Consider the following 13,824-nt stretch of genomic DNA (forward strand, 5'->3'; position numbering starts at 1 on the left):
CACAGCCGAGTCAGCCGGCCGCACGAAGGATCGAGGCCAGGAATTCCCGGTCGATCTTGCCGCGCCCGGTGACGGGAATGTCATCTACCATCACGAACTGGGCAGGCACCATATGGCCTGGCAGACATTGCGAAGCCAGGCGGCGGAGCCTTCGGCGATCGATTCCGAGCGACGGCTCCCGCGGCACCAGAAAAGCCGTCAGATTGTCACCTTCCGCTCTTCTCCGGACGAGGACGGCGGCACGCCGCACCTCGGGCGAGCGCGTGAGGACCCGCTCGATCTCCTCAGGCTCGATACGCATCCCGCGCAGCTTGAACTGGTCGTCAAGGCGGCCGAGGAAAACGAGTTCGCCACCAGGCAGTCGTTGTGCCAGGTCCCCGGTGCGGTACAAGCGGCTGCCCGGCTTCTCCCCCTCGTCGAACGGGTTCGGGATGAATCGTTCCGCCGTCAGTCTCGGCCTTCGCCAGTAACCCCGGGCCAGGCCGGCGCCGCTGACGCACAGCTCCCCGGGACTGCCGTCCGCGACGGGCATGCCGCTCTCGTCGATCAGATGCACCCGCACGTTCCGCAACGGCATCCCGATGGGCACGGAGGCCGCCAGGTCCTCGTCCTGCCCGACCCGGTGGCACGCGGTGAACGTCGTAGCCTCCGTGGGCCCGTAGCCGTTGACGACAACGCACCTGGGAAAGGCCTTTTGGAGCCGTTCCGCATGAACCGGGGACAGCGCCTCACCGCCCGCGATCGCTGTCCGCACATTGCGGAAGGTGTCGACCCGCTCATCGACCTGCTGATGGAAGACGGCCGTCGTGAGGAACATGATGCTGACTCCGTGATCGGACACCAGTTGGGCGGTGTCGTCCACGCCGATCGGATCCTGAGGTGCGACGACCAGCGTCGCACCGTTCAGCAACGCGCCCCAGATCTCGAACGTGGCCGCGTCGAAGGCAGGAGTGGCCCGATGCAGGACGATGTCGTTCCGCGCGATGCGGACATAATCCTGATCGAGCACCAGGTTACTGATGCTCCTGTGCTCGACCATGACCGCTTTGGGTTTTCCGGTGGAGCCCGAGGTGTACATGAGATACGCAAGATCGCTCGGGTCGGCGTTCCGCTGTGGACAATCCCCGGCGAACCCCAGAACGGATTCATCGATCTCGAGCAACGTGACGTCCGTCGTCGCGGCCACTTCTTCCGGCGCGTGGTCGCACGCCACCAGTGCCGGCCGAGCGTCGGCCAGCAGCTCTTCCACGCGTTCGCGGGGGTCGCCTGGCGCGATCGGCAGGTAGGCGGCACCGAGCTTGAGCACCGCCAGCCAGGTGGTGATCAGCCGGGCGGATCGCCCCATGCGGATGGCCACCCGGTCGCCCCGGCCGACGCCGTGCCGGGCCAGCGCCGCCGCGACCCTGTCGCTGGTCCCGTCCAGCTGCCGGTAGCTGAACGTCCCGTCCGGCGCGATGATCGCGGTGGCGTCCGGCGTCTCGCGGGTTCGTGCGCGGATCAGAGCGTCCACGCAAGCCTCCGCGGCCTCGGAAGCCGGTGTCCCGCCCTCGGAGAATTCAACGATGTGCTGCACGCTCAGTGTCCTTCCCTACCGCCGCGGCTCGCGTGTCCGACACCTTCCGTACCCCGGGCAGCGGCGACAGGAAGAGCAGGACGATCGGGATGAGAGCGCCTACGGCATCGATGAGGATGGTCGTCCGGAGACCGATCGCCGCCCCGAGGAACCCGCCGGCGAGCGCCGAGAACGGCGCGATTCCCATGCTGAAGCAGCGGAATGCCGCGGCTATCCGGCCCTGCATGTGGTTCGGCGTGAACGCCTGACGCAGCGTCGTCATGCTGATCACGCCCAAGGGCATCGTGAAGCCGTAAAGGAACTGGCCGAAGCCCAGCATGGCGATCGTCAGCCACAGCGGCTTCACCGCCAGGGGTATGAACAGGTACGACGTGTTTCCGCCGAGCGCGGCGATGACGCACATGCGCCCGAGTCCGAACCTCTTGATGATCGTTGGCCCGAGTATCGAGCCGATGATGGCACCGGGCCCGGACAGCATGAGGACGAAGGCGACTCCGCTCGCCGAGACGTGCAGGTCGCGGTAGGCATAGGCGGCGTAGAGCGCCTGAATTCCCGGGACGAAGAGCATGAAGATCGCCTGCGACAGCAGCATCGGACGCAGATGCTTCTCGCGGAAGACGAACCGCAGTCCGGCGGAGATGTCCTTGAGGATGCTCCTCCTCTTCTCCCCCTCCGGGTGGTCCGGCTTGGCCTCGTTCTTGCGGATGGAGAAGCAGAGCGCGGCGGAGACGAAGTAGGACACGGCGTCGATGCCCATCGTCGCCGCCGCCGAGAGCCAAGTCAGCAGCAGCGCGACCACTCCGGGACCGGAGACCCGGGCGATCGAGCTGCTCAGCTGCATCTTGCTGTTCGCCTCGGGCAGCGAGTCCCGCGACACCAGTGTCGGCAAGTACGCCGACCATGAGACGTCGAACATGGTCGATATCAGGCCGACGACGAAGGTCACCGCGTACATGAGGCCGATGCCGAGGCCGCCGAGCCAGAAGGCCAGCGGGATGACGGCCACCAGCAGGCCGCGACTCAGATCCGCGGCAATCAGCAGCGGGCGCCGCCGCGCCCGGTCAGCCCATACCCCGAAGAAGAGCACGAGGAGGTAGGGCGCCTGGCCCAGCGCGGTGAGGAATCCGAGTTGCACACTGGAGGCCTTGAGGAGCGTCACCGCGACCAGCGGAAGAGCCACGAGCGTGACCTGCGAGCCGATCATGGAGGCGCTCTGGCCGGACCACAGTTTCAGGAAGTCGCCCTGCTTCCAGAGACTGACCTCATGTTTTTCCCGGGGCGCTCCCGGAGTTCCTTCGCCGGCGTTCGGTTCCGCCGGCCCCGGGGTGTCATTCTGCACTGTCGATCAGCTCTCTCATGATGGTGCTCGTCTCAGCGATGTGCGGTTCATCCGTCGCGCTCCCTGCCCGGCCGGGAATCATCCGCATGGTGAAACGGCCTTTGACCACCTCGCGCCACCGGAAGTCGTCCTCGGGGTCGAACGGGTCGTCGCTCGGCTTCAGCAGCGCGAGGTCTCCGTGATAGGGGGCGTGCACATAGCGGCTGAGCGCCGTCGCGTTGGCCCGGTAGACCCGCAGGATCCGTCGCGCCTGGTCGATGTCGGTAGCCGCGGGGTTGAGGTCACCACTTGCCGCAGCGCCCTCGACCACCGTCACGAGTTGCTGCTCGGGGCTCAGTTCGGCCCACTTCTCCCGGTCGATGTCCACGCGCTTGCCCGCGAGCGCGAACATCATCAACGTGGCGTCGTCGTAGATCTCCGAGGAGACGGGGTTGTCCGCGTGCGACCAGAAGACCGAGACCAGCGGCACATCGCGGCCGTTCTCGCGCAACCGGCGGGCCACCTCGACCGCGATATTGCCGCCGATGCAGTAACCGCCCATGAGCACTGGGCCGTTGGGGCACGCCTCGGTCACACGGCGCGCGTAGTCGTCGGCCATCTGCTCGACCGTCGCATGGGCTCTTTCCCCGTCGCGGAACCCGAGCGCCGGTATCGCGTACACAGGCCGGTCCGGCCCGATCAGCCGCGCCATCGGCTGATAGCTGAAGATCTGCCCGCCGAGTGCGTGGAAGAAGAACAGCGGTGTCCCGTCACCGCCTCGATGCAGAGGGACGACGCGGCTCGCCGGAAGCGCGTTCTCCGCGCGGCGCACCAGCACGGCCAGCTCCTCCACCGTCGGGCTCGACAGCAAGGCGTCGACCCCCAGCTCCCGGCCGAACGTCTTCCTGATGCGAAGGATCAGCTGGAGCGCGCGGATCGAATCTCCGCCGAGAGCGAAGAAGTCGTCCCGGACGCCCACCGCTGGCACCTTCAGCACTTCCGCCCACAGGGTCGCCATCTCGCGCTCATCAGCGTTCCGCGGCGCCTCGTAGGCGGTAAGGCCGCCGAGTTCTGGAATCGGCAGCGCCGAGCGGTCGGCCTTGCCGTTGGGCAGCATGGCGATCCTGTCCATGGTGACGAACGCTGTGGGCACGAGCGCGCGTGGCAGCCGCTTCGCCAGAAAGACGCGTAGTTCGCTGTCCTCGGCCCGTACCTGCCCCTGCCCCTGCCACACCAGGTACGCGGCCAAGGCCTTCTGTTCACGCCCGTCCGGGCCGACCGCTTCGACCAGCTTGACGACGGCCTGGCCGATCAGCGGATGCTCTACCAGCCGGGCCTCGATCTCCTCGGGCTCGGTCCTGATTCCGCGGATCTTCATCTGCTTGTCCAGCCTGCCGAGGAACTGGACCGTTCCATCCGCGAGCACGCGTGCTCCGTCCCCTGTTCGGTACAGGCGGGCCCCCGCGATCCCGGACAGGTGATCCGGCACGAACGTGCGAGCCGTCAGTCCGGGCTGCCCGAGGTATCCACGAGCGAGCTGGTCTCCACCGATGTACAACTCGCCCGGGGTGCCGACCGGCGCGGGGCGCGCACTCCTGTCCAGCACGTGGAGTTCGACACCCTCGATCGCCTCGCCGATCGGCACCCCGGATGAGCCCACCGTGAGGTGCTCCGGCCGCACCTGGAAGAGTGTCGCGCCGATCCCGCCCTCGGTCGGGCCGTACGCGTTGTACAGCCGCGCGCCCGACTGTTCGAGAAATGCCTTCGCCAGCGCCGGCGGCAGTTGCTCGCCGACCGAGAGGACCTGGGCGAGATCCGGGCATGCGCCGAACGTTCCCGCCTCGACCTGAGGCGATATGAGGCTGGGCACGAGGATCGTCGTGGTGATGCGGTGTCCGGCGAAGAAACTCTGGAATTCGCGGGGATCGGCGACGGCTTCGGTCGGCATGACGACCGCCGTTCCGCCGCCGGCGAAGGCCAGGCCCAGTTCGGCCACCGCGGCGTCCACGCTGAACGGCGAACGCTGCGCCACCCGGCAGCGCTCGTCGAGTCCCAACATGCCCCCTGCGGCAGCCGAGTAGTGCACGGCCGCTCGGTGGGTCAGGACAACGCCCTTCGGCTTTCCGGTCGATCCCGAGGTGAACAGCGCCAGTGCCGCCGCGTTCGGATCCGTCTCCGACGCGTCCTGCGCCCGGCAGTACTCGTCCGCCGAAGGGAGGCCGTCCAACACGAGGATCTCCGCGGACGTGCTGAACCGGGGCGCGAGCTCCTCGCGGGTGAGCAGTGCGACCGCGCCGGCGGCTGCGATCAGGTCGTTGAGGCGCGCATCCGGATGATCGAGGTCGAGGGGGAGAACGATGGCACGCGCCTGGAGGATCCCGAGAATCGCCGCGATGCCCGCCGCCGAACGCGGCATCGCGATGGCCACCACGGATTCTCGGGTGACTCCCCGTTCCGTGAGCCGTCGGGCGAACTCGCACGCCGCATGCCACAGCCGGCCGTAGCCAACGTCGCCATCGGCGTCACAGACCGCGACCGCGTCCGGCGCCGCTGCCGCCCGGCGGGCCACCATCATGTGCAAGGCGGAGAAGTCGGCTGCTGCATGCCGGGGCAGCGCGGGCACCGTGCTGACCTCGGTGAGCCGCTCCGCGCCGGGCGTCGCGGACGGATCCGCCGCGGCCTCTGTCAGGGCCGCGAGATAGCAATCCGCGTAACGCTGGATCTGCGTCTCGGAGAACTCGGTCTCGTCGTAGGACAGGAGCAGGGTCAAGCCGTCGTTGCCCCGCGACCGGGTGATGGCGGCGGCGAACGGGATGTCCGTGGTCTCGTGGTGGTCGCGCCGCGCGAGTGTGACCGGCCCGTCCCCGTCCAGTTCTTCGTATACGTGGAAGTCGCGGAAGTCGAAGGCCGTGTCGAACAGCGGCGAACGGTTGGCGATCCGCTGCGCGTCGACGAGCGGGAAGCGCCGATGGGGCAGCATCTCCACGTACTTCCGGTGCGTTTCCCGCACCAGCTCGGACCACGTCCCGAACGACGAGGAGCCGCGGATCGCCACCGTGTTCAGGAACAGGCCGAGCACTTCGGCCCCCGTCTCCGTTTCGGGACGCCCGTGCGTAACGGTTCCGGTGACCACGTCTTCCTCGCCGGTCAGCCTGGACAGCACGTGAAGGTGCACGGCCAGCAGCGCACTGCGGAGCGAAGCCCCGGAAGCCTTGGCGAGTCCTTCGATCCCGGAGACGGTCTCCGGCTTGATGTCGGACCGGAGGAAACGGGCGATGCGGTCGCCGTCGACCGGCCGGCCCGGCTCCCGCGGCAGCCGACTCGCGGAACTCCCGGAGAGCACTGATGTCCAGTAGTCCACCGTGGCCGGCGCGCTCACCGCCTCGCGCTCGGCCGCGACGAACTCCGGATAGGCGTTGGGCAACGGCTCCACGGGCAACGGCCGGCCAGCCAGGCGCGCCTGGTAGCGCCGAAGCAGTTCGGTCACCAAGCTGGCCACCGACCAGCCGTCGAGCACCGCGTGGTGGAAGCTGATCGTCAGGGTGTAGGCCGCCTCGGGAAGCAGATGCGCCGTGATCCGGATCAGCGGCGGTGCGGCCAGGTCGTAGGGCCGAAAGCGCTCCTCGTCCCGCCACCGCGCGACCTCGTCCCTCGCCTCCTTTGCCGGCCGCGCGGACACGTCGACGATGCGCACCGGCAGCCGCGTGTCCGTGCGCACGACCTGCACGGGCTCGGAGAAGGAGGTCAGGTCGAAACAGGTCCTGAGCGCAACGTGCCGGCGGACCAGTTCCGCGACCGCGGCCTCCCACTCGGCAGCGTCGAAGGGCCCGGACAAGGTCAGGGTCAGGACGTCGTGGTAGGTCGCCGATCTCGTCGCATGCATGCTCTGGTAGATCATCCCCGCTTGCATCGCCGAAAGCGGGTACGCGTCCTCGATAGCCTGACCACCCGGTATGCCGCTGTTCATCGTGCGTCCTCTCGTGAAACGCCCATCGCCTCGAGCCGCGCGCGATCCTCCGCGCCCAGCAACTGGAACGCGCCGTGCGCCGGAGCATCCTGTGCCCCCGTACCGGCTCCGCGGTCGATGCGGGGCACCGCGCTGGACGCCCGGCCGGGTTCTTCCAGCAGCCTCGCGAGAGTCCGCGGCGTGGAGTGGGTGTACAGGTCCTCCAGCGTGAGGACGTAGCCGGTCGCGCGGAGCCTGGAGACGACCCTCAGACTGCGCATCGAGTCCCCTCCGATGGAGAAGAAGTCGTCCTCGGGTCCCACGTGCGCGATCCCGAGGAGCTCGCCCCATACCGTCGCCACCGTTGTCTCGGCGCCGGGCGCCGTCGGGCCACCCGCCGCCACCGGCCCGGGCCTCGCGGGGACGGGCAGCGCGGTCCGGTCGAGTTTCCCGTTGCGGCTCAGGGGGAGCTCCGGCATCATCACGTACTGCGCCGGAATCATGTACGGGGGAAGGCGTTCGCGCAGTCTCCCCGCCCAGTCCTTTGATGCGCATTCCTGTTCGCCGGCCGGTTCCGCCGGCACCAGGTAGGCGACAAGCCGCTTGCCGGCCCGGTCGTTCACCACCGTCACAACGGCCGCGCGCACCTCGGGCTGGGCAGCGAGGCCCGCTTCGATCTCGCCGAGCTCGATACGCAAGCCGTTGATCTTCGTCTGCGTATCGAGCCTGCCCAGGTACTCCAGTGACCCGTCGTCCCGCAGGCGCCCCAGGTCGCCGGTGCGGTAGAGCCTGCCGCCGGGAGGGCCGAACGGGTCCGGGACAAACCGCTCCGCCGTCAGCCCCGGCCGACTCACGTATCCCCGGGCCAGCTGCACACCGGCCAGGCACAGTTCGCCGGGAACACCGGCAGCGCAGCGCCGCAGCTCCGCGCTCAGCACCTCGATCCGGGTGTTGGGAACGGGGCTGCCGATCGGGACGCGGGTTTTCTTGTCCGCCCGCAGCACCGGCTGCCACGTCACGTCGACGGCCGCTTCCGTAGGTCCGTAGAGATTGTGCAGCCGCGCCCTCGGCAGGACGTCCAGCGTTCGCGCCGCGACATCGCCGCCCAGTTCCTCACCGGAGGCGAAGATCAGCCGCAGGGCCGGCAGGTCTCCGGGCGACCGCACCTCATCGAGGAAGACATCGAGCACCGAGGGGACGAAGTGCGCGACGGTCACGGCCTCTCGCCGCATCAGGACCGCGAGACAGCCGGGGTCCCGGTGGCCGTCCGGGGCCGCGACGATGACGCGGGCCCCGACGGAGAGCGGCCAGAACAGTTCCCATACGGACACGTCAAAGCCGAAAGGGGTCTTGTGCAGTACCCGGTCCCGCGCCGAGAGCGGGAAGAACTGCTGCATCCAGCCGAGCCTGTTGACCAGCGACTTGTACGAGACTCCTACGCCCTTGGGCGTGCCGGTCGACCCGGAGGTGAAGATGACGTACGCGAGCGCGTCCGGGGGCGGGGTCACGCCGAGCGGCGTATCCGGCTCTGCGTCCAGGCGGGCACGTTCCAGGTCCATGGTGAGGAGCGGCACCCCGTCGAACGTGCTGTCCCCGCGGCCCCAGCCGGACCAGGTCACGATCATGTGCGCTTGCGAGTCGCGTGCCATGGTGCCCAGCCGCCGAGTCGGCAACTCGGGGTCGAGGGGCAGATAGGCGCCACCCGCGGCAGCCACCGCGTGGACGGCCACCAGAAGATCCACGGATCGCGGCAGGCACACCCCGACCACCGTGTCGACGCCCACTCCTGCTCGCCGCAGCCGGTGGGACAACTGGTTCACCCGGGCCGCGAACTCGCAGTAGGTCAGGCTCCGCGTGCTGTCGCTCACCGCGACGTCGTCCGGCGCGGCCACTGCCCGCTCGGTCATCAGGTGCGTGGGGGTGACGTACGGATACTCCGTGTCGTCCCCACTGCGCGCTCCGGTGCTCGCGGGATCGTCGGAGTGCACCAGCGCAAGCAACGACACCGGGGCAGCGGGGTCATCGAGCGCGCTCTCGAGCAGAGTACGCAGATGGCTTACGGCGCGCTCTGCCGTCGCCGGAACGAAGAGATCGGTGGCCGCGTTGATGCGCAGCCGCAACCGGCCGTCCCTCTCCTCGGTGACGCCGAGGCTCAGGTCGAACTTCGTGGTCTCGTAGGCGGGTTCTGCCGCGGTGATGGCGAGCGTCGGCTCCGTTCCCGGCGCCCAGACTGCCGCGTTCGGGGCGGAGCCCAGCGTGAGCATGGATTGGAAGAGCGGATTCCGGCCGCGTTCACGGTGCGGAGCGAGGGCCTCGACCAGTGTGTCGAACGGAAGCGCCTTGTGGTCCAGCGCATCGAACACGCGATCCCGAGTCGCCCGTACGAGCTTGGCGAAGCTGGGCGACGACGAGAGGTCTCCGCGCAGGACCACGGTGTTGACCATCATGCCGACGACGTCCTCGCGCCCCTCCGGGCACAGCGAGACGGGAGTGCCGACGGGGATGTCGCTCTGCCTTGTCCAACGGCTCAGCAGGGTCTGCCAACCCGCCAGGAGCACACAGAAGAGCGTCGCCTGCTCCTTGCGGGCCAGGTCCCGCAGCCCAGCCGCCGCCTCCTGGGAGAGGTAGGCACTCGCCCGTGTGCCCTTGAACGTGGGCCGTAACGGACGCGCCAGATCGAAGGGCAGATCCAGTGCCCCCGGCAGGTCGCGCAACGTTTCCCGCCAGTACTCCAGATCCCGAGCATCGTCATCGTCGTCTCCTGCCGGGGGCGGGGCGGTGTCGACCGGCGGCGCGGCCGTTTCCCATCCTGGCGTCCCGCCGGCGGAGCAGATCCGGTATGCCTCGAACAGGTCCCGCAACAGCACATGCATGGACCGGCCGTCCGCCACGATGTGATGGACGGTGAGGAGTAGGAGGCTCTCGCCGGCGCCCAGCCTGATGAGCCTGAGCCGCATCAGGGGAGCCACCGAGAGGTCGAACGGCGTGGTCGTTTCCTGCCGGGACAACCGTGCGGCGGCATCCGTTCGCTCGTTGTCCCGCAGAGCTTGGAGATCGTCGACCGCCATGGTGCTCCGCGCCTGTGCGAGCACCCGGCAGCAGGGGCTCCCGTCCCGGTCGGTGAATACCGAGCGGAGGCTCACGTGTCTGGCGATCAGCGCGCCGAATGCCTCCTCCATCGCGCCGGCATCCAGCTCGCCGGACACACGCAACGCAGTGCCGATGTTGTACGCGCCGCTACTGGGGTCGAGTTGGTGGAGGAACCAGAGTTGCCGTTGCCCGGGCGACACACTGAAGTATCCGCCGGGGGCATTCACTGAATTTGGGCCTTCTGAATGAGCTCGGAGAGGTCCGAGACCGTCGGCTGTTGTATGCACCAGCGGAGCGGAATACGCACACCGTACGATTCCTTGACCCGTGCGACGACCTTGGAAGCAAGCAACGAGTGGCCGCCGACGTCGAGGAAGCGGTCCGTGACCCCGATGTCGTCGTTGGCGGTCAACTCGATCCACATGGAACACAACGCGCGTTCCATCGGCGTGCGCGGGGCGACATAGACGTCGCCTTCCGGATGGCTGCTCACTGGTCGTTCTCCTTCCCTCGCAGGCTCGCGGGACACATGTCCGTCCATACCGTGTCGATATGCTCCAGGCAGGACTCCCGCGTTCCGGCGAAGCCGGTCCCCCGCCACCCCGCCGGCAGATCGCGGTTGCGCGGCCAGATCGAATATTGCGTTTCGTCGTTCATGACGACGCAGAACTCCGTACTCAAGTCAGACTCCCGCTGGACGTTGGGACATGGCTTGTTTCCGAGAACTCGAACGACAGCGTCGAACGCGCTTGGTCCACGATGGCGATCATGGCTTCATGGTCGCAAGCTTCGCCGTAGAGAACCCCCAGGCGATGCATCTCCGGCGCTCCGGGAAAATACTGCCCCTGTTGGGCGAGGCTGGTATAGCCGGTGATACCCGGAATTCGGCGCACGGATCTCACTCCGTGCACGGCTGTCAGCGTGCACGGATGGGTTGGCGCCGAGAGGATGTTGAGGAAGACGACCTTTCCTGCACAGGCCGGCTCCACGCCGATCGGATCGCCGACGGCCAGCAGGGCATTGATCTTGATCAGGTCGACGGAGTCCGAGCGCGTGGCGATCTCGTCGATCTGCCCGCCAAGGCGCCCGTTCACCTCGATGATGCGCGGACCCGTCGGGGTCAGTTGAACCTCGGTATGGGTGATTCCCACGGATACCTGAAGCGCGATGAGGGCCCTACTGACCAGTTCAGTCACTGCGGTGACCTCGTGCGCGGGGAGTTGGGAGGGCCAGAAGCTGCCCTGCTCGGCGAAGGGGGGCCGGAGCGGGAACTTGCCGGTCACCGCGACATGCGTGATGCCCTGCGGCGTACACAAGCTTTCGACGGATACGTAGTCCCCGAAGGGAAGGGAGGGTCTCCCTTGCAGATATTCTTCTGCCAGCAGATGCCCTGGAGTCGATTCCCCGCCAAAGAGCCGAGTTCGGTGGTGGCTGGCTTCCGATTCGTCCCTGATGAGACAGACGCCGCTGCTTCCGCTTCCGCGGACTGGCTTGACCACAGCGGGCAGGCCTACCTTGGCGAGGGCCCTCTCCCAGTCACTTTCGGAGTCAATGGCGGCGGTGACGATCCGGTCCACTCCGCTCGCGCGCAGAACCGATCGCTGTTCGAATTTATTGGTCAGCCGACGCACCGTCCCCGGCGTGTGGAACGGAAGTCCCAGAATCGTGGCGAGCCGAGCGGTCGAGGGCAGCATGGATTCACTGAAAGTCAGTATGCCGTCCGGGCAATGACGTGCCAGTTTCGCGGCATCCACCTCCGGGTCACCGACGAGATGGACGACCTCACTCGTCTCGGTCAGGAAGGGGAGCATCTGATCGGTGAAAGGACCGTCATGAATGGCGAACACGAGATCAAAGGAGTCGTTCAGGCTCTGCGCGATACTGGAGGCCGACACCGCGCCTTTGTCGAAGATGACAACAATCACGCGTCTGTCGTTCATGGCCTGCCGTCCAGAGAGTCATTGTCAAAGCGTTCCGCGACGTAGCTCAGCGATCTCATGAGTTCGGAAGACCTCATCGCGCGTCCCGGACTGATGTCCGCGACACCATGCAGCGGCATTGCGCCGACATCGCTCCAAGCCAGGCGCCCGTCAGGCCTGATATAACTGCGGGCGCGGCCCTTGTTGTCCGGATGGAGGCAGAATGGGACGTCCAGGTAGCCTTTCCGGAAGGCGACTTCGAGGGCATCGCCGATGTCCGGCCGCAAGTCGAGGACGCCGTGGACCAGTGCGGCGGCCTCGGCATGGACCTCGCTCGTCAAGAGCGTCTCGTCGACGTCCGGGCGCTCGCGCTCGTCCAGGGTGGCCGCGACGAGAGCGGCGCGTTCGATTGCCACGACGTTGTCTTCGATCGTCGGTATGCGGGTGGCCTCGGCGGTGGTCTTCACGATGATGCGCTGGGCACCGCCATGGACCGCGAGCCGCACCGCGGTCTCCCCGAGCAGCGTGGCTCCGGCCACTGTTCTCGGGAACACTCCCATATAGGTGTAGACCACGATGTGCCAGCCGCAGTCCCCGAGAAGATCGGTCGCCAGCCGACGCAATGCCGAGATGCCGGCCATGTCCTGCTCGAAATTGGTTTGCTGAGCAAAACTGAGCGAGACGCTCTGGATGCCGTGCTGGCGAAAGAACATCGCTTCCAGAACGCTGATGGCCACATGAAGAGCGGGCGGGCCCAACTGACCCATCATGCAGCCCCCGAAGGTCTCGAGGTGCGGCTGCAAGCCGCCCGTTCGCAGCTCGGCGAATATCCAGCAGGAATCTTTCCAGTTGCGGATCGAGTCGTGCAGCGGCACCGCTCCGTACGGCAGGCAGTACGAGACGGGGCCGCCCTCAGTCGCATCGATGCCGAGCCGGGTCAGGGTACGGAAGATCTCCTGCGGCGCCGCGGACCCGTGCCGGACCTGGACGGGGAAGCCGCGATCCCTGACGTCGTTCAGGATGCTGCGAGTCACGTCAAGGGGATGACTGGTGATCGGATATCCGTTGAGCGGTACACCGGTGACGAGCGCGGTGCCCGCGGCGGTCAGGTCACCGGTTCTGGTGAAGCTGTCAAGCGTGATCGTGCCGGCCGCCGTCGCCGCCGCGCCTTTGACCGCCAGCAGGCCCGCGTGCATCCACCGGGGGTCCGAGAAGCCCATCCGAGGCTGGACGACCAACTCACCGCGGGATGCCGCCGCATGGACGAATCCGGCGAAGGAACCCTCAGGCGCTTCCCGGGCCACACCGCCGTGGGGCCTACTCATCGTGCGGCTCCCACAGGTCGGGACCCGCGTCTCGCACGGTCCGCCGACAGCTCCCGGACGAACTCGAGGAATCTGTCGATGTCCCCTTGTGGACCGAAGACCGCGTCGAACCCGGCACCCTGCAGCGAGAGTGCCGCGGCGTTCCCGTCGGGACCGGCAACGCCCAGCATTCCGCCGATGACGACCGGCAGTCCCTGGAGGTCCGGAGCGTTTCGGATCAGCCGGATGATCCGCTCCCCGTCCTGCCGGCCATGCCCGTTCACCGTGCTGAACACGATCAGATCCGGGACCACCTGCCTGCAGCGGGCAAGAAGACTCTGATCATTGACGCAGGGCCCGAAATTGGTGACGACGTGCCCGGCCTCTTCCAGCCTCAGCTGAAGATAGATCAGGTTCCAGGAGTGGGCGTCCGACGCGGTGCTGGTGACCACCACGCGCAATGCGGCGTCAAACGGTAAGCGGGCACGCCTCAGATCCATGCAAGTCTCCCCGTAATTTGACAGAAATGAACAACTCCGCAGTTTCTCAATGGCCACGGCAATGGCGAAGGCCGCAGGCAGGCGGAAACAGCACGCGCAGAATCATCGGAGGCCCTCTTGGGTGCGGCGTCGAAGGAGTCGACATCAATACCCGAGGATCCATACTGACCAGGG

At 67.4% G+C, this 13,824-nt stretch carries 9 protein-coding genes; all 9 read right to left on the reverse strand.

From position 1 onward, the window contains the following. Positions 1-10: 10 nt before the first annotated feature. Genes IH48_RS0127635 through IH48_RS0127675 form a run of 9 tightly spaced genes read right to left on the reverse strand, consistent with a single transcriptional unit; the run spans position 11 to position 13,650 of the window. A complete protein-coding gene (locus IH48_RS0127635; protein WP_051840677.1) occupies positions 11-1,573 on the reverse strand; it encodes an amino acid adenylation domain-containing protein in 1,563 nt (520 codons plus the stop codon). Continuing rightward, the gene (locus IH48_RS0127640; protein WP_158710357.1) at positions 1,557-2,912 is read right to left on the reverse strand and encodes an MFS transporter; all 1,356 of its coding nucleotides are present in this window, start codon (positions 2,910-2,912) and stop codon (positions 1,557-1,559) included. Before IH48_RS0127640 ends, IH48_RS0127635 begins: the two co-directional genes overlap by 17 nt. Beyond that, entirely contained in the window at positions 2,902-6,858 is a 3,957-nt protein-coding gene (locus tag IH48_RS0127645) for a non-ribosomal peptide synthetase (RefSeq protein WP_078850079.1), read from the reverse strand. The genes IH48_RS0127640 and IH48_RS0127645 overlap by 11 nt, the downstream gene beginning before the upstream one ends. Beyond that, positions 6,855-10,214: a non-ribosomal peptide synthetase gene (locus tag IH48_RS33670; RefSeq protein WP_158710358.1), complete on the reverse strand. Its 3,360-nt coding sequence runs from the start codon at positions 10,212-10,214 to the stop codon at positions 6,855-6,857. The genes IH48_RS0127645 and IH48_RS33670 overlap by 4 nt, the downstream gene beginning before the upstream one ends. Beyond that, complete coding sequence (locus IH48_RS0127655) at positions 10,151-10,420, reverse strand: phosphopantetheine-binding protein (RefSeq protein ID WP_030910356.1); 270 nt, start codon at positions 10,418-10,420, stop codon at positions 10,151-10,153. The genes IH48_RS33670 and IH48_RS0127655 overlap by 64 nt, the downstream gene beginning before the upstream one ends. Further along, positions 10,417-10,584 (reverse strand): MbtH family protein, encoded by a 168-nt coding sequence (locus IH48_RS0127660; protein WP_030910358.1) that lies wholly within the window; start codon positions 10,582-10,584, stop codon positions 10,417-10,419. Before IH48_RS0127660 ends, IH48_RS0127655 begins: the two co-directional genes overlap by 4 nt. A gap of 20 nt (positions 10,585-10,604) precedes the next feature. Beyond that, complete coding sequence (locus tag IH48_RS0127665) at positions 10,605-11,867, reverse strand: ATP-grasp domain-containing protein (RefSeq protein WP_078850083.1); 1,263 nt, start codon at positions 11,865-11,867, stop codon at positions 10,605-10,607. Continuing rightward, the gene (locus IH48_RS0127670) at positions 11,864-13,171 is read right to left on the reverse strand and encodes a methylaspartate mutase (protein WP_078850084.1); all 1,308 of its coding nucleotides are present in this window, start codon (positions 13,169-13,171) and stop codon (positions 11,864-11,866) included. Before IH48_RS0127670 ends, IH48_RS0127665 begins: the two co-directional genes overlap by 4 nt. Continuing rightward, the gene (locus IH48_RS0127675) at positions 13,168-13,650 is read right to left on the reverse strand and encodes a cobalamin B12-binding domain-containing protein (RefSeq protein WP_107059379.1); all 483 of its coding nucleotides are present in this window, start codon (positions 13,648-13,650) and stop codon (positions 13,168-13,170) included. Before IH48_RS0127675 ends, IH48_RS0127670 begins: the two co-directional genes overlap by 4 nt. Positions 13,651-13,824 lie beyond the last annotated feature (174 nt).

The organism is Streptomyces sp. NRRL F-5126 (assembly GCF_000721265.1).
Taxonomy (GTDB): domain Bacteria; phylum Actinomycetota; class Actinomycetes; order Streptomycetales; family Streptomycetaceae; genus Streptomyces.